The sequence below is a fragment of the Klebsiella sp. GN_Kp190 genome, from assembly GCF_040061795.1.
GTDB classification, from domain to species: domain Bacteria; phylum Pseudomonadota; class Gammaproteobacteria; order Enterobacterales; family Enterobacteriaceae; genus Klebsiella; species Klebsiella michiganensis.
In genome coordinates this window covers 29751-47587 of sequence record NZ_JBEAFN010000074.1, presented here as the reverse complement: position 1 = coordinate 47587, position 17837 = coordinate 29751, and the positions used below count along the sequence as shown (strand labels likewise).

The following is a 17837-nucleotide window of genomic DNA, read 5'->3' as shown; positions in this document are numbered from 1 at the left end:
GTGCGGTAATCGCACTTTTATTCGTTGTTCGCACAAAATGTGACCCGCTTAACGATGCTGGTCAAGGGCGATAATCGAAATATGGTGCGATAATCGAACATCGTGTATGTTTAGCGAAAGAATGTGATCGACGGCAAATACGGAGAAGAAAATGGAGAAGCATCCAGATGATTTACTGACGGGCGATAGCGATCCGTTTAAGGGCGATCCGAACTTTATGGCTTCGCTGGCGCGCGGGCTGGAGGTGATCCAGGCGTTTACTCCGCAGCGCCCGCTGCTCTCAATTTCGCAGATCAGCCAAAAGACCGGCATTCCGCGCGCGGCGGTGCGCCGCTGCCTGTATACGCTGAGCAAACTGGGCTTTGTTTACGCCGAAGATGGTAAAAATTTCCAGCTGCGACCGAAAATTCTGGCGCTGGGCCACGCCTGGCTTGCCTCCACGCCGCTGGCGCGTTCGGCGCAGCCGGTGCTGAAGCATTTAAGCGAAATGCTCAATGAGTCCTGCTCCATCGCCACTCTCGACGGCGACGACATTCTTTATATCGCTCGCGCGTCGAGTTCGCGCATTATGACCATCGATCTCGACATCGGCAGCCGCCTGCCCGCCTGGGCGACCTCCATGGGACGCGTGCTGCTGAGCTATCAGCCGGAGGAGAAGCTGAACGATATGCTGGGCCGGGTCACGATGATTCGCTATACCCCGCAAACCGTTGATTCGGTTGCGAAGCTGCGTACCGAACTTAAGCGCGTGCACCAGCAGGGCTACGCGCTTAACGATCAGGAGCTCGAGATGGGGCTGCGCTCGCTGGCGGTGCCGCTGTTTAACCCTCAGGGGCAGATTCAGGCTGCGCTGAACGTCGGCGTACACGCCGGGCAGGTCTCCACGCACGAGATGCTGGAGCGGGTGTTACCCGAGCTACAGAAAGCAGCCCGGGAACTGACGCTGTTGATGCGCTAGCGGCTATGCTTGGCGTGGCGCTCCCAGTTTTCCTGCTTTGCCTCCGCCGATTTCCGCAGGGCCACGTAGCAGGCGCCGCTGCCGCCGTGGTGCGGTAACGCCGCGCAGAACGCCTGGACTTCCGGGAGTTCCACCAGCCAGCGCGCCAGGTAGCTGCGAATAATATTGGCGTGCGCGTTATCGTCGCGCCCTTTGCCATGCACGATCAGCACATTACGCAGCCCCTCTTTTTGCGCCTGGACCACAAAAGCAAACAGATTCTGTCGGCACTTCTCCACCGGCTGGCGCAGCAGATTGAGGCTTGCCTGCTGGCCGTATTTGCCGCGCCGGAGCTTCTCCAGGACGCCACTTTGCAGACCTTCCCGCTTAAACTCAAGGGCGGTTGCCAGCGGCACAATATCGAGATAGCCGGTGGTCAGAAAGTTATCCAGCTGCAGGGGATCAATCCGCAGCGCGGCGCGAGTATTGCGCGCGGGGTGCCAGTGAACGTCGTGATTATGTTTCAGAGGCTGAACGTCCTCCATGGCGCCAAGAAATAGGGATTTGTCGTCAAGGTTCATGCGCGCTCCTCCAGCTACTACCGGGTGGTTACTATAGCCGTCTCGCGGCGCCTCCTCAACGCGTTTAGCCACCTCTGCGCGATTATGGAAATAGTTGTCGGCTCTGACGACGAAACAGCGTGATTAATGACGCGGTTAAGGGCGTTTGCCGCGTATCGCGGCGCTGAATCAGAAAATAGGTGGCTTTGGGTAACGCTTCTCGAATGGGGATCATCACCAGCTTATCCGCCATCATCGGGTCGTTGCCAAGTTCGACCGGCAGAATGCTGAGAAAATCGCTTTTCACCACCAGGCTAATGCACGAAGAGAAGGTCTCACAAACGATATCCACCTTTGGCGCCAGTCCGGCCTGGTTAAACATCTCCTGCAGCTGTTTGAAGTAGCTACCGCGCGGCGTCGGCATCGTCCAGTGGTGATCGAGCAGCTCGGTCAGTGAAGTGACGTGTGCCGCCGGGTGACCGGCGCGGGCGAATACCGCGAAGGGTTTCTCAAATAGCTTCTCAAAGCTGAATTCATGATCGTAGGGGCCGGGATAGTAAGTATTGATGGTGAAATCCAGCTCACCCTGACGCAGTTCATTAATCATCGCCAGCAGCTGTCCTTCCATAATCCGCACCTTCACCAGCGGATGCTGCTGATGAAAGCGGCAAATAACCGAAGGCATCAGCGAACGCGCTACGCTGGCGCCAAGGCCGATATTAATCTGCCCGGCCTGCTCGCCCTGACGTTGCAGCAATTCATCCTGCGCCACCCGCAGCTCTTCCAGGATCAGGCTCGCATGTTGATAAAAACTTTCGCCATTTTCGGTCAACGCCACCCCCTGGCTACGGCGCACAAACAGCTGCGCGGAGAGCCCCTCTTCCAGCTCTTTAATCGCTTTGGTCAACGCCGGCTGCGAAATCGCCAACGCCCGGCTGGCGCCGCGAATACTTCCTTCGCGCGCGACCTCAACGAAGGCGCGAATGTGGTGAAATTTAATCTGAAATGACATGTTGTGAGTGATAACCAGTGTTTATCAGACAGAAGAAAATGACATCTACTGTAATCGATTGTGCTGTGGCAGGTTAAGGATGAGAGTGCATGAAAGTGATGGGTGATAAGTAAAGGCTATCACTTCGTGAACACCATCACAGTTTTTGCTTATAACGGGAAAGGTTATGCCGCAACTTTATGATTTCATCAACCAGCTGGCGCTAAAAATGACCGAATGGCGTCGCGATTTTCACCTGCATGCGGAATCCGGCTGGCTGGAGTTCCGCACCGCCAGCAAAGTGGCGGAAGTATTAGACGGTCTGGGTTATCAGCTGGCGCTGGGGCGCGACGTTATCGATGCCGATAGCCGTATGGGCCTGCCTGATGAAGAGACGCTGGCGCAGGCGTTCCAGCGCGCCCGCGCGCAGGGTGCGCCTGAACGCTGGCTACCGGCGTTTGAAGGCGGCTTCGCCGGAGTGGTGGCGACCCTCGATACCGGGCGGCCGGGGCCGACGCTGGCGTTTCGCGTCGACATGGATGCGCTCGATCTCAACGAGCAGCATGACGATAGTCACCGTCCGCATCGCGATCGTTTTGCCTCCTGCAACGACGGCATGATGCATGCCTGCGGCCACGACGGTCACACCGCAATCGGGCTGGGTCTGGCGCACGTTCTGAAGGAGTATGCCGCGCAGCTCAACGGGACGATGGTGCTGATTTTCCAGCCGGCGGAAGAAGGTACCCGCGGCGCGCGCGCCATGGTCGCGGCGGGCGTACTTGATGAGGTGGATTACTTTACCGCCATTCATATCGGTACCGGCGTCCCTGCCGGCACCGTCGTCTGCGGCGGCGATAACTTTATGGCCACCACCAAATTCGATGTGCAGTTCAGCGGCGTCGCCGCCCACGCTGGTGGTAAACCGGAAGATGGCCGTAACGCGCTACTGGCGGCGGCCCAGGCCGCCCTTGCCCTGCACAGCATCGCGCCGCACAGCGCCGGGGCATCAAGGGTTAATGTCGGCGTCATGCAGGCCGGTACCGGGCGTAACGTGGTTCCCTCCTCCGCGCTATTAAAAGTCGAAACCCGTGGCGAAACCGATGCCATTAACCAGTACGTCTTTGAGCGGGCTAAACAGGCGATCGCCGGCGCGGCGATCATGTATGAAACCAGTTACCAGCTGCAGCTGATGGGCGCGGCCACCTCCAGCGCCCCGTCGCCGGCGTGGGTGGACTATCTGCGCCAGCAGACGGCCCAGGTCCCCGGCGTTAAACAGGCTGTCGATCGTATCGCTGCCCCGGCGGGTTCCGAGGATGCCACCCTGATGATGGCCCGGGTCCAGGAGCGCGGCGGTCTCGCCTCATACATGATATTCGGCACGGAACTGAGCGCCGGTCACCACAATCAAAAATTCGATTTCGACGAGAACGTGATGACCCTGGCCGTCGAAACGTTAGCACGCGTCGCCCTGAACTTTCCCTGGCAGCGAGGTGTGTAATGGAACACGTTTATCAATTTGTCGATGACGTTATTGAGGGGCGGCGCAACGATTTTTGCGCCATTGCCGATGATATCTGGGACCATCCGGAAACCCGCTTTCAGGAATTCTGGTCCGCTGCGCGTTTGGCCGATGCGCTGGAAGCGGAAGGCTTTCAATTGACCCGCAATGCCGGCGGGATCCCCAACGCCTTTATCGCCAGCTTCGGCGCGGGCCAACCGGTGATTGCCCTCCTCGGCGAATTTGACGCCCTGGCGGGGCTCAGCCAGCAGGCCCACTGCGCGGAACCCGCGTCTTCGACGCCGGGAGAAAACGGTCACGGGTGCGGGCATAATCTGCTTGGTACGGCGGCGTTCGCCGCCGCGGTCGCCGCCAGGAACTGGCTGCAGCAACAGGGCGGCGCCGGCACGCTTCGCTTCTATGGCTGTCCCGGCGAGGAAGGCGGCTCGGGGAAAACCTTCATGGTCCGCGAGGGGTTATTCGATGACATCGATGCCGCTCTGACCTGGCATCCGGAAGCCTGGGCCGGGATGTTCAGCACCCGCACCCTTGCCAACATTCAGGCGGCGTGGCGGTTTACCGGCACCGCGGCGCACGCGGCAAACTCGCCGCATTTGGGCCGCAGCGCGCTGGATGCCGTGACGCTGATGACCACCGGCAGCAACTTCCTTAACGAACATATTATCGAAAAGGCGCGGGTGCACTACGCCATCACCGATACCGGCGGCGTCTCCCCCAACGTTGTCCAGGCGCAGGCGGAGGTGCTGTATCTCATACGCGCGCCGGAAATGGCCGACGCGCAGCAAATCTTCGCCCGGATCGAGAAAATCGCCCAGGGCGCGGCGTTGATGACCGAGACCCGCGTCAGCTGTCGCTTCGAAAAAGCCTGTTCCAGCTATCTGCCCAACCGCACGCTGGAAGCGGCGATGTATCAGGCGGTTTGCCATTACGGCACGCCGCCCTGGAGCGCGGAAGAGCGCGCATTCGCCGCCGAAATTCGCGCAACCTTGAGCGCGAACGATATCAATAACAGCCTGAAAAACATTGCCGACACCGGCGGCGAGGACGGGAAAGCGTTCGCCCGCCGCCACCGCGAAACGCGCCTGATCGATGAAGTGGCGCCGTGGGCGGCAACGGACAACATCCTTGCGGGCTCTACCGACGTCGGCGACGTGAGCTGGAAGGCCCCCGTGGCCCAGTGCTTCAGCCCCTGTTTTGCCGTCGGGACGCCGCTGCACTCCTGGCAACTGGTGAGCCAGGGCAGAACCTCCATCGCCCACAAAGGGATGCTGCTGGCGGGGAAAGTGCTGGGCGCGACGGCCATTCGTCTGTTCAGCGACAGGGCGTTACTGACCGCCAGCCAGCAGGAACTGGCGCAGGTCTTAGCCGAAAGGCCCTACCGGTGCCCCATTCCACAGGAGATCAACCCTTCGATTTTAAAATAATAAAAGCCCCGTGGATGGAGTACGGCAACGCGGTAATCGCCAAAAAAATAACGGCTGACACGCCCAGGGGTAAAGAGACAACCAACACAACAACGACAACTGAGGAACGCCCATGAGTATGTCATCCATACCGTCGCCTTCCCCCACCGGTAAGCTTTATGGCTGGGTTGAAAAAATAGGTAACAAGGTCCCGCATCCGTTTTTACTGTTTATCTATCTGATTGTGGCGTTAATGGTCGCCACCGCCATCCTGTCGGCGCTGAACGTCGGGGTACAGAACCCCACCGACGGCTCGCGAGTGGTGGTGAAAAATTTGCTTAGCGTTGAAGGATTGCACTGGTTTTTGCCGAACGTCATTAAGAATTTCAGCGGTTTCGCGCCGCTGGGGGCCATTCTGGCTCTGGTGCTGGGGGCCGGTTTTGCGGAACGAGTGGGCCTGCTGCCTTCGCTGATGGTGAAAATGTCATCCCACGTTAGCGCCCGTTACGCCAGCTATATGGTGCTGTTTATCGCCTTCTTTAGCCACATCTCTTCCGATGCCGCGCTGGTGATTATGCCGCCGCTGGGCGCCCTGATGTTCCTCGCCGTCGGCCGCCACCCGGTTGCCGGGCTGCTGGCGGCCATCGCCGGCGTCGGCTGCGGCTTCACGGCCAATCTGCTCATCGTCACCACCGATGTCCTGCTCTCTGGCATCAGCACCGAAGCGGCAAAAACCCTTGACGCCTCGCTCCACGTCAGCGTGATTGATAACTGGTATTTTATGGCAACCTCAGTGATCGTTCTCACGCTGGTTGGCGGATTGATTACCGATAAACTGGTGGAACCGCGGTTAGGGCAATGGCAAGGCAACAGCGATGAAACGCTGCAGACGTTGACGCCGGAACAGCGCTTCGGCCTGCGCGTGGCCGGCGTGGCCGCGCTGTTATTCGTGGCGGCGATCGCGCTGATGGTCGTGCCGGAAAACGGTATCCTGCGCGATCCCATCAAGCATACCGTGATGCCTTCGCCGTTTATAAAAGGGATCGTCCCGCTCATTATCTTTTTCTTCTTCGTCGTTTCACTGGCCTACGGCATCGCCACCGGCAAAATTCGCCGCCAGGCCGACTTGCCTCAGCTGATGATTGAGCCGATGAAAGAGATGGCAGGTTTTATCGTGATGGTCTTCCCGCTGGCCCAGTTCGTCGCCATGTTCAACTGGAGCAATATGGGGAAATTTATGGCCGTCGGCTTGACGGATCTGCTGGAGAGCGCGGGAATGAACGGCGTACCGGCGTTTGTCGGCCTGGCGCTGCTATCCGCCTTTTTGTGTATGTTTATCGCCAGCGGTTCGGCAATCTGGTCGATTCTGGCGCCGATTTTCGTGCCGATGTTTATGCTGCTGGGCTTTCACCCGGCATTTGCGCAGATTCTGTTTCGCATCGCCGACTCATCGGTGCTGCCGCTGGCGCCGGTATCGCCGTTTGTGCCGCTATTTCTCGGCTTCTTACAGCGCTACCGGCCCGACGCTAAGCTTGGAACCTACTACTCGCTGGTCTTGCCTTATCCATTAATATTCCTTGCCGTCTGGCTACTGCTGCTGGTTGGCTGGTACCTCGTGGGGCTGCCCATCGGACCGGGTATTTATCCGCGATTACCTTAACGTCGCGACAGGCCAGGGAAGGCCACAAAAACGTTAACGCCAGGTCGCGCGGTTACTGATGACTTTATACAGTCCTTCAATCGCCAAAGCGATCAGATGAATTACTAAGCCGCTGATAATCACAATTACAACGCCAGTCATCATATATTGCATATCACCACCTTTGTTGGTAAAAACCCGCGCAGAAACGCCGGGAAATCATGGACTCAAGGAAAGCCAGTCTGTTTATCTGCCGCGCCGGATGGTTGCCGGTGAATTCGCCGCCGGATAAAGGTAGCAAAATCGCCTTGCCAACGCGTCTGCGAGTGAATGTAAAAATAAACATCGCTTTCCTCACCTCATAATTAATAGTCCATGCTGACCCTGTTTGTTGACCTTTTCGGAGTATGGTTTGCCCACATCGCGTCGTGCTATGGTGATGCCCTGCCAAAATAACCTCGCTGAAGGAGGACCGATGCTCACGCTGTTGCAAGATAAAATTGACACCCCGCTGGGGCCGCTGTGGGTGATTTGCGATGAGCAGTTTAACCTGCGGGCCGTTGAGTGGGATCAGCACCGCGACCGCATGGAACAACTGCTGGATGTGCATTATCGCCGTGAAGGCTACCAACGCGTTGATTCGCGTAATCCCGGTAACCTGAGCCGTAAGCTTAGCGATTACTTCGCGGGCGATCTCGCCGTTATCGACACCTTACCTACCGCCACCGGCGGGACGCCGTTTCAGCGGGAAGTCTGGCAAACGCTGCGCACCATCCCCTGCGGCCAGGTCATGCACTACGGTCAGCTCGCGGAGGCGCTGGGACGTCCGGGCGCGGCGCGCGCCGTGGGTGCCGCCAACGGTTCAAATCCTGTCAGTATTGTGGTGCCCTGCCACCGGGTGATCGGGCGTAACGGCACCATGACGGGTTACGCCGGCGGCGTGCAGCGAAAAGAGTGGCTATTGCGTCACGAAGGCTATCTGCTCCTTTGACCGTAAGTGCCTTTTCTGGAATCTTCCGGTAATTTTACAATCCAATATCGCCAGATAACTTATTCATAATCAATGAGATAAAATGGGTAACTGATTTACCCTTTTAATATTACGTGTTTCAGGGGTTCGAGACTTACCTGCTCACCAAAAAGATGTTAAAATTGACCAATATCAATTAAAGCCTGAGCAGACTTATGATCCCGGAAAAGCGAATTATACGACGCATTCAGTCTGGCGGTTGTGCAATCCATTGCCAGGATTGCAGCATTAGCCAGCTTTGCATCCCTTTTACTCTGAACGAGCATGAGCTTGACCAGCTTGATAACATCATCGAGCGGAAAAAGCCTATCCAGAAAGGACAGACCTTGTTCAAAGCCGGTGATGAGCTGAAATCGCTGTATGCAATTCGTTCTGGCACCATTAAAAGCTACACCATCACCGAACAGGGCGATGAGCAGATCACCGGTTTTCATCTGGCCGGCGATTTGGTCGGCTTTGACGCTATCGGCACCGCCCACCACCCGAGCTTTGCCCAGGCGCTGGAAACCTCAATGGTCTGCGAGATTCCGTTTGAAACGCTGGACGACCTCTCCGGTAAGATGCCGAACCTGCGTCAGCAGATGATGCGTCTGATGAGCGGCGAGATCAAAGGCGATCAGGATATGATCCTGCTGCTTTCTAAAAAGAACGCAGAGGAGCGCCTGGCGGCCTTTATCTACAATCTGTCCCGCCGTTTCGCGCAGCGCGGCTTCTCGCCGCGTGAGTTCCGCCTCACCATGACCCGTGGCGATATCGGCAACTATCTGGGCCTGACGGTTGAAACCATCAGCCGCCTGCTGGGACGTTTCCAGAAAAGCGGTATGCTGGCGGTTAAAGGCAAATATATCACCATCGAAAACAGCGACCTGCTGGCGCAGCTTGCTGGCCAGGCCCGCAACGTCGCCTGATAGTCCTCCCGTATCCGGCCGGATCGCGAATTTTTTTCTAATTTGTTGATCTGGCCAGGCTCATCCCCTGTTTCATTTCATCCATATAGGTTATCTTTTTAATACAGACTGTAGTTACAGTTGTAAGGAGACCCTGTATGGCGAAGTATCAGAACATGCTGGTAGTAATCGACCCCAATCAGGACGACCAGCCTGCATTGCGGCGCGCGGTGTATCTGCACCAACGGATTGGTGGCCGCATCAAAGCCTTTTTGCCGATCTATGATTTTTCTTATGAAATGACCACCCTGCTCTCCCCCGACGAACGCACGGCCATGCGCCAGGGCGTCATCGGGCAGCGTACCGCCTGGATCCGCGAGCAGGCAAAATTCTATATAGAGTCCGGCGTGCCCATTGATATTAAAGTGGTGTGGCACAATCGTCCCTTCGAAGCCATTATTCAGGAAATCATCAGCGACAAGCATGATTTAGTGCTGAAGATGGCGCACCAGCACGACAAGCTGGAAGCGGTGATTTTCACCCCAACGGACTGGCACCTGCTGCGTAAATGCCCATGCCCGGTCTGGATGGTCAAAGATCAGCCGTGGCCGGAAGGCGGTAAAGCGCTGGTGGCGGTCAATCTCGCCAGTGAAGAGAACTACCACAACGCGCTCAATGAAAAACTGGTCAGAGAAACCATTGAGCTGGCGGAACAGGTTAACCATACAGAGGTTCACCTGGTGGGCGCCTATCCCGTCACGCCCATCAATATCGCGATTGAGCTCCCTGATTTTGACCCCAGCGTCTATAACGACGCCATTCGCGGTCAGCATCTGCTGGCCATGAAAGCGCTGCGGCAAAAATTCGGTATCGATGAAGGCCGCACCCACGTTGAAAAAGGGTTACCTGAGGAGGTCATTCCCGACCTTTCAGAGCATCTTCAGGCGGGAATCGTGGTACTGGGTACGATTGGTCGAACCGGACTCTCGGCAGCCTTCCTCGGCAATACCGCTGAACAGGTTATTGACCACCTGCGCTGCGACCTGCTGGCTCTGAAGCCGGACCAGTACCAGACGCCGGTTGAGCTGGACGACGAAGAAGACGATTAGTCCGTTGACTTCATTCGTGGTAATAAGACGTCATCCCCCGCCCGCGCGGGGGATTTTTTAGCATCCCATTAACAAAAATAAAGGGCCATTTGGCCCCGATTTCAACAGCTTTGTGGGTAACGAAAACCTTAGTGGATACCTAAGCGCCAGGCGTGATCGATCTCTTCTTTAAGCTCCATGGACGAAAGCGCCATTAAATCGGCGAACTCAAGTTCCAGCAATTTCAGCTTTTTCAGATACTGCGCGGGGGTTAAAGCAGCGGGGTCACGGCGCAGAAATTCGATGGCCAGTTGCGTGGGGGTTAACTCGGTATCCATAATATCCTCAGTTTGGGTGAAAAACAGCCTATTGTAACACCTTCGCCTGATTATTTTATGAGCAAATAACCCCTTCGTCACCTATATAAAAAAGCCGTCTCAGAAGAGACGGCTTAAGAAGCACAGGTTTTAAACGACCAGGCCTTACAACGCTTTCAGAATCGCATCGACGCTGGCTTTGGCATCGCCAAACAGCATGTGGGTGTTCTCTTTAAAGAACAGCGGGTTTTGTACGCCAGCGTAGCCGGTGTTCATTGAACGTTTAAATACAATGACGTTCTGCGCTTTCCACACTTCCAGCACCGGCATACCGGCGATCGGGCTGCCCGGATCGTCCTGCGCGGCCGGGTTCACCGTGTCGTTAGCGCCGATGACCAGTACGGTGTCGGTATCGGAGAAATCATCGTTGATCTCATCCATTTCCAGCACGATGTCATACGGGACTTTCGCTTCCGCCAGCAGGACGTTCATATGGCCCGGCAGACGCCCGGCAACCGGATGAATACCGAAACGCACTTTGATTCCGCGCGCGCGCAGTCTCTCAGTGATTTCCGCGACCGGATACTGAGCCTGCGCAACCGCCATGCCGTAGCCCGGGGTGATGATGACCGACTGAGAACCTTTCAGCATCTCAGCGGTTTCTTCGGCGCTGATTTCACGGTGCTCGCCCACTTCTTCATCACCTGTGGACGCCGTGCCGTCAGAACCAAAACCGCCGGCAATCACGCTGAAGAACGAACGGTTCATCGCCTTACACATGATGTAGGACAGAATTGCACCAGAAGAACCTACCAGCGCACCGGTTACGATCAGCAGGTCGTTGCTGAGCATAAAGCCCGCCGCCGCCGCCGCCCAGCCGGAGTAGGAGTTCAGCATTGATACCACGACCGGCATATCCGCGCCGCCGATGGAGGCCACCAGGTGCCAGCCAAACGCCAGGGCAATCACGGTCATCACCAGCAGGCACAGTACCTGCATGCCGATGCTGTCGGTACGCACGAAAACGATCAGCAGCAGGAAAGAAACGACCAGCGCCGCCAGGTTTAGCTTATGACGGTTCGGCAGCATCAGCGGCTTAGAAGACATCTTGCCGCACAGCTTGCCAAACGCCACAACGGAACCCGTAAAGGTCACCGCGCCGATGAAGATACCGAGGAACACTTCGGTCAGATGAATATTGACCAGAATCTGTTCCATACCGGTTTCATGCTGCAGATAGCTGTTAAAGCCAACCAGTACCGCCGCGAGGCCCACGAAGCTGTGCAGAATCGCCACCAGCTCCGGCATCTCGGTCATTTCAACTTTCTTCGCCAGGCGAATACCGATCGCGCCGCCGATAACCATCGCCAGCAGGATCCACGCGACGTTGCTGCTATCCGGCCCCAGAATGGTCGCCACCAGCGCAATCGCCATCCCGGCAATGCCGTAGTAGTTCCCCTGTTGGGAGGTTTCGTGTTTGGAAAGCCCCGCCAGGCTAAAAATAAACAGAATCGCGGCAACAATGTATGCAGCTGTAACTAATCCACCAGACATTTGTTACCCCTTATCCTTTGCGGAACATTTTCAGCATGCGCTGAGTGACGGTGAAACCACCAAAAATATTAATGCTGGCGATCAGCACCGCGATAAAGCTCAGGAAGCTGACCCAGCCGCCGTGGCCTATCTGTAACAATGCCCCTACCACGATAATGCCGGAAATCGCGTTAGTGACCGACATCAGCGGCGTATGCAGCGCATGGGAGACGTTCCATACGACGTAGTAACCGACCACGCAGGAGAGCGCGAAAACGGTAAAGTGGCCGAGGAACTCTTTCGGCGCCACGCTTGCCAGCCAGCCAAACAGAATAATCGCCAGCGCCATCAGCGCATACTTGCGCAGCGGCGAGCTCGGTTTCGCCTCTGCTTTTGGCGCTTCAACCTTTTTCGCTGCCGCCTGCGGCTGAGCAGATACCTGAATGGGTGGAGCGGGCCAGGTGATTTCACCCTCGCGAACCACGGTAACGCCGCGGATAACGACATCATCAAAATCGATAACGACATTGCCGTCTTTCTCTTTGCACAGCAGCTTAAGCAGGTTAACCAGGTTGGTGCCATACAGCTGTGAGGACTGCGTCGGCAGACGACCAGGGAGATCGGTATAACCGATAATCTTCACGCCGTTGGCGGTGGTAACCACCTGGCCCGGCACGGTGTATTCACAGTTGCCGCCGTTTTGCGACGCCAGGTCAACCACCACGCTGCCGGACTTCATGGAGTCAACCATCTCGCGGGTAATCAGCTTCGGCGCCGGTTTACCCGGAATCAGCGCGGTGGTAACGATGATGTCGACATCTTTGGCCTGCGCGGCAAAGAGCGCCATCTCGGCTTTGATAAAGGCTTCAGACATGACTTTGGCATAGCCGTCGCCGCTGCCCGCTTCCTCTTTAAAATCCAGCTCAAGGAACTCGGCGCCCATACTCTGCACCTGTTCTTTCACTTCCGGACGGGTATCAAACGCGCGGACGATTGCGCCGAGGCTGTTAGCCGCGCCGATGGCCGCCAGACCGGCAACCCCGGCTCCGATAACCATCACCTTCGCGGGAGGAACCTTACCTGCCGCGGTGATCTGCCCGGTGAAGAAGCGGCCAAACTCGTGGGCGGCTTCAACGATTGCGCGATAGCCGGCGATGTTAGCCATCGAACTTAACGCATCCAGCGACTGAGCGCGCGAAATACGCGGCACTGAATCCATCGCCATCACGTTGATATTACGCGCCGCCAGTTTTTCCATCAGCTGCGGGTTTTGCGCCGGCCAGATGAAGCTGATGAGCGTCGTGCCGGGATTAAGCAGCAGGATCTCTTCGTCATCGGGCGCGTTCACTTTCAGAATGACGTCGGACTGCCAGACGTCATCACCGCTAACGATCTCCGCTCCAGCCTGAACGAAGGCCTCGTCGTCGAAACTGGCCAGCTTACCTGCGCCGCTTTCTACCGCGACGCTGAACCCGAGTTTCAGCAGCTGCTCCACCGTTTTCGGCGTGGCGGCGGCCCGGGTTTCCAGGGCTAGTCTCTCTTTTGGTACACCAATACGCATAGTTTTCCCTTCCATCGGTTTTTGATGATGGTTTACTTTTCTTACAAACGACCGTCGCGAAGGCGGATGAACGTGCCTTCCAACATATGTCTGAAAAAATAAAACAGTAACAAACTTTTTATAACCTACTGAAAATACCGATTGTGATCTACAGCAATAAAACAGAAATTTTGATTTTATTGGTAAAACGCACGGCTAACCGTGCCAGGCAGCAATATTTACCTTATTTTTATGCCAGCGCCTGATAATCCGCTTGGCAGAGGGGTTAATTCACCATTTATCGCCGTCTTGATCATCGCATTAACATTACGTTAACTTATGAAAGTGATATCGATTATCGATTTTGCTGGTCAAGCGGCTGTTTTTTCAACATATCGAAAAATGTTATATTTCTGCAGTATACGTTTAGGGCGACAACTGAAAATTGACGCAGACAGTCACTCACGATAAATGCAATAATCAAATGTTTTCAGTCAACAACAATACCAGTACATGGTTTGCGCAAGGCAAAGGATTATTTTTATGAAGCTTAAGAACTCACTCCTGGCGTCTGCTCTTCTGGCTACAACCGCGTTGTCTGCCCATGCAGCGACCGAGCTGACTCCGGAGCAGGCGGCAGCGCTGAAGCCCTACGATCGCGTAGTGGTTACCGGCCGTTTTAACGCCATTGGCGACGCGGTGCAGGCCGTTTCCCGTAAAGCAGACAAAGATGGCGCAGCATCCTTTTATGTTGTCGACACGTCTGATTTTGGCAGCGGCGGCAACCTGCGCGTAACGGCCGATTTTTATAAAGAAAATGCCCCGCAGGCCGACGCGCCGAAAAATCGTGTGATTAACGGCGTAATGGAATTACCGAAGGACCAGGCCGTCGAGCTGGAGCCGTTTGATACCGTCACCGTACAGGGCTTCTACCGCAGCCAGCCGGAAGTTAACGACGCCATCACCAAAGCCGCTAAGGCCAAGGGCGCCGCCTCCTTCTTTATCGTGCGCCAGGTTGATGCCAACCAGGGCGGCAACCAGCGAATCACCGCCTATATCTACAAAGCCGATGCCAAAAAACGCGTTCTGCAAAGCCCGGACGCTATCCCGGCAGATTCAGAAGCCGGTCGCGCTGCGCTGGCTGAAGGCGGAGAAGCCGCGAAGAAAGTGGAGATCCCGGGCGTAGCGACCACCGCAGCGGTCGGTTCCGGCACCGGCGTAGGCCGCTTCTTTGAAACGCAATCTTCTAAAGGCGGGCGTTACACCGTCACTCTGCCGGACGGTACCAAAGTCGAGGAAGTGAACAAAATCACCGCCGCGCAGATGGTGCCATACGACAGCATCAAGTTTACCGGTAACTACGGTAATATGACGGAAATCTCCTACCAGACGGCTAAGCGCGCGGCGAAGAAAGGCGCGAAGTACTACCACATTACCCGCCAGTGGCAGGAGCGCGGTGGCAACATTACCATCAGCGCCGACCTGTATAAATAACGGCGTCTGAGCTGAACAAAAAGGCGGCGATCTGCCGCCTTTTTTCTTTTTTTCATTTCTCGCCATTGCATGCATACAAAACACTCCGTAAAATCCCGCGCCTTAGCGCAATCCTCCATTTTTATGCGATTTCGCCAAATAAATATTCTTAGTTTGATGATTGTCACCTCGGGAATGCAATGGAAAAGAAACTGGGCCTTAGCGCCCTGACCGCGCTGGTTCTCAGCTCAATGCTGGGTGCAGGCGTATTCAGCCTGCCGCAAAATATGGCAGCCGTCGCCAGCCCTTCCGCACTGCTTATCGGCTGGGGTATCACCGGCGTGGGGATCCTGTTCCTCGCCTTTGCCATGCTGCTGCTCACCCGCATTCGCCCCGAACTCGACGGCGGTATTTTTACCTACGCCCGGGAAGGCTTTGGCGAGTTGATAGGCTTCTGCTCTGCCTGGGGCTACTGGCTGTGCGCGGTTGTTGCCAATGTCTCCTATCTGGTTATCGTCTTCTCTGCGCTAAGCTTCTTTACCGATACCCCCGAGCTGCGCCTGTTTGGCGACGGCAACACCAGGCAATCCATCGTCGGCGCCTCCGTCCTGCTGTGGATTGTCCATTTCCTGGTGCTGCGCGGTGTACAAACGGCCGCGGGTATCAACCTGGCCGCGACGCTGGCCAAACTGCTGCCCCTCGGCGCGTTTATCGCGCTGGCCGCCATCGCGTTTCGTATGGAGACATTCCGCCTGGATTTCAGCGGCCTGGCGCTGGGCGTACCGGTATGGGAGCAGGTGAAAAACACCATGCTGATCACCCTGTGGGTTTTTATCGGCGTCGAAGGCGCGGTGGTTGTTTCCGCACGCGCGCGTAATAAACAGGATGTTGGCCGCGCGACGCTGCTGGCAGTACTCTCCGCGCTGGCGGTCTATCTGCTGGTGACGCTTCTCTCGTTAGGCGTCGTGCCGCGTAGCGAGCTGGCGGAAATACGCAACCCCTCAATGGCCGGGCTGATGGTCAACATGATGGGCTCATGGGGGGAGATTGTTATTGCCGCCGGGCTGATTATTTCCGTCTGCGGCGCGTATCTGAGCTGGACCATTATGGCGGCGGAGGTGCCCTATCTGGCAGCAACGCATAAAGCCTTCCCGCGCCTGTTTGCCCGGACCAATAAAAACAATGCCCCGTCGGCTTCGCTGTGGCTCACCAACGTCAGCGTACAGGCTTCGCTGGTATTGATTTGGCTTACCGGCTCAGATTACAACACGCTGCTGACCATCGCCTCTGAGATGATCCTGGTGCCCTACTTTCTCGTCGGCGCATTTTTGCTGAAGATTGCTGAGCGCCCGCTACACAAGGCCGTCGGTGTCGGTGCCTGTATTTATGGCTTATGGTTATTATATGCGTCCGGTCCTGTGCATTTATTGTTGTCAGTGATACTTTACGCTCCGGGTCTTCTGGTTTTCCTGTATGCCCGTCGTACACACCAGCACGATCGCCCGCTCAAACGCCGTGACCTGGCATTAATTGGTTTTTTGCTGGTTGCCGCCGTACCGGCAACGTGGATGTTGGTAGGGTAAGCGGTTACCCTGCCGCTGAACTCAAAGGAGATACCCATGGCTGACATCCAGCCTCGTCCAATCCTGATTACCGGCGGGGGCCGTCGTATCGGCCTCGCCCTGGCCCGCCATTTTCTGGCCCGGCAGCAGCCCGTTATTATCAGCTACCGCACCTGGTATCCCGCCATCGACGCGCTACGTGAAGCGGGCGCCGTTTGTCTGCACGCGGATTTCAGCACTGACGATAGCATTCTGACGTTCGCCGAAGAGGTGAAGGCGCACGCCGGCAGCGGTCTGCGCGCCATCATCCATAACGCCAGCGGCTGGATGGCGGAAAAGCCCGGGGTGCCGTTAACCACGGTGCTCGCCAGCATGATGCAAATTCACGTCAACGCCCCCTACTTGCTCAACCATGCCCTGGAGAGCCTGCTGCGCGGCCACGGCCATGCGGCCAGCGACATTATCCATATCACCGACTACGTTGTGGAGCGCGGCAGCGACAAACACATTGCCTACGCCGCCAGCAAAGCGGCGCTGGATAATATGAGCCGCTCGTTCGCCCGCAAGCTGGCGCCGGAAATTAAGGTCAATGCTATCGCCCCTTCGCTGATTTTATTTAACGAAGGCGATGACGCGGAATACCGCAAGCAGGCGCTTGATAAATCGCTGATGAAAATCGCGCCAGGTGAAAAAGAGATTAGCGACCTGATCGAATACCTGTTCAGCAGCCGCTACGTGACCGGTCGCTCATTTGCCGTCGACGGCGGCCGCCATCTGCGCTAGTGGAAACGGCTCCAGCCGATAATTAACAGCCACGCGCAGAGGCTCCAGCACCCCACTGCGCCTGCCAGAGCGAACGGCAGGCGCATAACGCCGGTGAAATACCATAGCGAGAGCAAATAGATAAAGTACGGAATGATCGACCACATCCCGAATACGATGGTGGTTCGCAGCGCTTCGATCCCCCGCTCGCTGGCAACGATATAGTTCGCGATCAGGGCGAAAGTCGGAAAGAGCGGAATCAACCCGGCGATATAGTAGTTCTTCGTTTTAGACAGCACGCCAATCAGGACAACGACCAGCGCGCCGAGCAGCGCTTTTATCAACAACCCCATTCCTTTTGCCTTAACATTTAAACAACAAGACCCCGCAGCATAACGGAAGCGCCGACAATTATAAACGCGCAAGAGCGGCCGATACCGTGTAGAAGCAAAAGACCTATTTTTTAGCGGTCTCATCACTGCCGCTCCCCCCTATGCCGAATATCCGCTCCTGGCGATAACCGTTCGCATGGATGATATCCCTGGCAAGCGGAGCGCGTTATTAGATGGCCGTTTTTGCTGCCTTAAAAACTCTTC

Annotated in this window: 16 protein-coding genes; 10 read left to right on the top strand and 6 right to left on the bottom strand. The window is 56.4% G+C overall.

Annotated elements, in window-relative coordinates; genetic code table 11:
* Positions 1 to 151 precede the first annotated feature (151 nt).
* Positions 152 to 958, top strand: coding sequence for an IclR family transcriptional regulator C-terminal domain-containing protein (locus ABLU67_RS27185; protein WP_004851343.1), 807 nt, complete (start codon positions 152 to 154; stop codon positions 956 to 958).
* On the opposite strand, the gene smrA is transcribed toward ABLU67_RS27185, so the two are convergent.
* On the bottom strand, positions 955 to 1518 hold the full coding sequence (smrA, locus tag ABLU67_RS27180) for a DNA endonuclease SmrA (RefSeq protein WP_025105807.1): 564 nt from the start codon (positions 1516 to 1518) through the stop codon (positions 955 to 957). The genes ABLU67_RS27185 and smrA overlap by 4 nt on opposite strands.
* Before the next feature lie 82 nt (positions 1519 to 1600).
* Positions 1601 to 2509, bottom strand: a complete 909-nt coding sequence (locus tag ABLU67_RS27175; protein WP_014229560.1) for a LysR family transcriptional regulator — start codon at positions 2507 to 2509, stop codon at positions 1601 to 1603.
* A gap of 166 nt (positions 2510 to 2675) precedes the next feature.
* On the opposite strand from ABLU67_RS27175, the gene ABLU67_RS27170 reads away from it, so the two are divergent.
* The 6 genes from ABLU67_RS27170 to uspE all read left to right on the top strand — a co-directional run bounded on the left by ABLU67_RS27170 (position 2676) and on the right by uspE (position 10075).
* Positions 2676 to 3986: a M20 family metallo-hydrolase gene (locus tag ABLU67_RS27170; protein ID WP_265837584.1), complete on the top strand. Its 1311-nt coding sequence runs from the start codon at positions 2676 to 2678 to the stop codon at positions 3984 to 3986.
* Positions 3986 to 5431: a M20 family metallopeptidase gene (locus ABLU67_RS27165; protein ID WP_048262176.1), complete on the top strand. Its 1446-nt coding sequence runs from the start codon at positions 3986 to 3988 to the stop codon at positions 5429 to 5431. Before ABLU67_RS27170 ends, ABLU67_RS27165 begins: the two co-directional genes overlap by 1 nt.
* A 112-nt stretch (positions 5432 to 5543) precedes the next feature.
* Positions 5544 to 7070: a p-aminobenzoyl-glutamate transporter gene (gene abgT, locus ABLU67_RS27160; protein WP_025105810.1), complete on the top strand. Its 1527-nt coding sequence runs from the start codon at positions 5544 to 5546 to the stop codon at positions 7068 to 7070.
* Between the two features lie 454 nt (positions 7071 to 7524).
* Positions 7525 to 8040 (top strand): methylated-DNA--[protein]-cysteine S-methyltransferase, encoded by a 516-nt coding sequence (ogt, locus tag ABLU67_RS27155; RefSeq protein WP_014229564.1) that lies wholly within the window; start codon positions 7525 to 7527, stop codon positions 8038 to 8040.
* Positions 8041 to 8234: 194 nt separating this feature from the next.
* Positions 8235 to 8987 (top strand): fumarate/nitrate reduction transcriptional regulator Fnr, encoded by a 753-nt coding sequence (fnr, locus tag ABLU67_RS27150; protein WP_004851364.1) that lies wholly within the window; start codon positions 8235 to 8237, stop codon positions 8985 to 8987.
* Between the two features lie 137 nt (positions 8988 to 9124).
* Entirely contained in the window at positions 9125 to 10075 is a 951-nt protein-coding gene (gene uspE, locus ABLU67_RS27145) for a universal stress protein UspE (RefSeq protein ID WP_004851366.1), read from the top strand.
* A 128-nt stretch (positions 10076 to 10203) separates the two neighbouring features.
* Here the strand turns inward: uspE and ABLU67_RS27140 are convergent, their stop codons facing one another.
* The 3 genes from ABLU67_RS27140 to pntA form a co-directional block, all read right to left on the bottom strand.
* A complete protein-coding gene (locus tag ABLU67_RS27140) occupies positions 10204 to 10392 on the bottom strand; it encodes a YdiH family protein (RefSeq protein ID WP_004102581.1) in 189 nt (62 codons plus the stop codon).
* Positions 10393 to 10536: 144 nt separating this feature from the next.
* On the bottom strand, positions 10537 to 11925 hold the full coding sequence (pntB, locus tag ABLU67_RS27135) for a Re/Si-specific NAD(P)(+) transhydrogenase subunit beta (protein ID WP_014229565.1): 1389 nt from the start codon (positions 11923 to 11925) through the stop codon (positions 10537 to 10539).
* Between the two features lie 10 nt (positions 11926 to 11935).
* Positions 11936 to 13465 carry a Re/Si-specific NAD(P)(+) transhydrogenase subunit alpha gene (pntA, locus tag ABLU67_RS27130; protein ID WP_004851372.1) on the bottom strand — a complete coding sequence of 510 codons (1530 nt, stop codon included), beginning with the start codon at positions 13463 to 13465 and terminating at the stop codon, positions 11936 to 11938.
* Positions 13466 to 13987: 522 nt separating this feature from the next.
* Between pntA and ydgH the strand changes: the two genes are divergently transcribed.
* The 3 genes from ydgH to folM all read left to right on the top strand — a co-directional run bounded on the left by ydgH (position 13988) and on the right by folM (position 17262).
* Entirely contained in the window at positions 13988 to 14938 is a 951-nt protein-coding gene (gene ydgH / locus ABLU67_RS27125) for a DUF1471 family protein YdgH (protein ID WP_032748948.1), read from the top strand.
* Between the two features lie 179 nt (positions 14939 to 15117).
* Positions 15118 to 16500: an amino acid permease gene (locus ABLU67_RS27120; protein WP_348852606.1), complete on the top strand. Its 1383-nt coding sequence runs from the start codon at positions 15118 to 15120 to the stop codon at positions 16498 to 16500.
* Between the two features lie 36 nt (positions 16501 to 16536).
* Complete coding sequence (gene folM / locus ABLU67_RS27115) at positions 16537 to 17262, top strand: dihydromonapterin reductase (RefSeq protein ID WP_348852605.1); 726 nt, start codon at positions 16537 to 16539, stop codon at positions 17260 to 17262.
* Here the strand turns inward: folM and ABLU67_RS27110 are convergent.
* On the bottom strand, positions 17259 to 17594 hold the full coding sequence (locus ABLU67_RS27110; protein ID WP_014229570.1) for a GlpM family protein: 336 nt from the start codon (positions 17592 to 17594) through the stop codon (positions 17259 to 17261). The genes folM and ABLU67_RS27110 overlap by 4 nt on opposite strands.
* Positions 17595 to 17837: the final 243 nt, after the last annotated feature.

What these genes read in the sequence shown, in the direction of transcription:
- ABLU67_RS27165 (WP_048262176.1), top strand. Translation starts at nt 3,986, where the DNA reads ATGGAACACGTTTATCAATTTGTCGATGACGTTATTGAGGGGCGGCGC.
- ABLU67_RS27185 (WP_004851343.1), top strand. Translation starts at nt 152, where the DNA reads ATGGAGAAGCATCCAGATGATTTACTGACGGGCGATAGCGATCCGTTT.
- ABLU67_RS27140 (WP_004102581.1), bottom strand. Translation starts at nt 10,392, where the DNA reads ATGGATACCGAGTTAACCCCCACGCAACTGGCCATCGAATTTCTGCGC.
- smrA (WP_025105807.1), bottom strand. Translation starts at nt 1,518, where the DNA reads ATGAACCTTGACGACAAATCCCTATTTCTTGGCGCCATGGAGGACGTT.
- ABLU67_RS27175 (WP_014229560.1), bottom strand. Translation starts at nt 2,509, where the DNA reads ATGTCATTTCAGATTAAATTTCACCACATTCGCGCCTTCGTTGAGGTC.
- ABLU67_RS27120 (WP_348852606.1), top strand. Translation starts at nt 15,118, where the DNA reads ATGGAAAAGAAACTGGGCCTTAGCGCCCTGACCGCGCTGGTTCTCAGC.
- pntA (WP_004851372.1), bottom strand. Translation starts at nt 13,465, where the DNA reads ATGCGTATTGGTGTACCAAAAGAGAGACTAGCCCTGGAAACCCGGGCC.
- pntB (WP_014229565.1), bottom strand. Translation starts at nt 11,925, where the DNA reads ATGTCTGGTGGATTAGTTACAGCTGCATACATTGTTGCCGCGATTCTG.
- uspE (WP_004851366.1), top strand. Translation starts at nt 9,125, where the DNA reads ATGGCGAAGTATCAGAACATGCTGGTAGTAATCGACCCCAATCAGGAC.
- fnr (WP_004851364.1), top strand. Translation starts at nt 8,235, where the DNA reads ATGATCCCGGAAAAGCGAATTATACGACGCATTCAGTCTGGCGGTTGT.
- ogt (WP_014229564.1), top strand. Translation starts at nt 7,525, where the DNA reads ATGCTCACGCTGTTGCAAGATAAAATTGACACCCCGCTGGGGCCGCTG.
- ABLU67_RS27110 (WP_014229570.1), bottom strand. Translation starts at nt 17,594, where the DNA reads ATGGGGTTGTTGATAAAAGCGCTGCTCGGCGCGCTGGTCGTTGTCCTG.
- ydgH (WP_032748948.1), top strand. Translation starts at nt 13,988, where the DNA reads ATGAAGCTTAAGAACTCACTCCTGGCGTCTGCTCTTCTGGCTACAACC.
- ABLU67_RS27170 (WP_265837584.1), top strand. Translation starts at nt 2,676, where the DNA reads ATGCCGCAACTTTATGATTTCATCAACCAGCTGGCGCTAAAAATGACC.
- abgT (WP_025105810.1), top strand. Translation starts at nt 5,544, where the DNA reads ATGAGTATGTCATCCATACCGTCGCCTTCCCCCACCGGTAAGCTTTAT.
- folM (WP_348852605.1), top strand. Translation starts at nt 16,537, where the DNA reads ATGGCTGACATCCAGCCTCGTCCAATCCTGATTACCGGCGGGGGCCGT.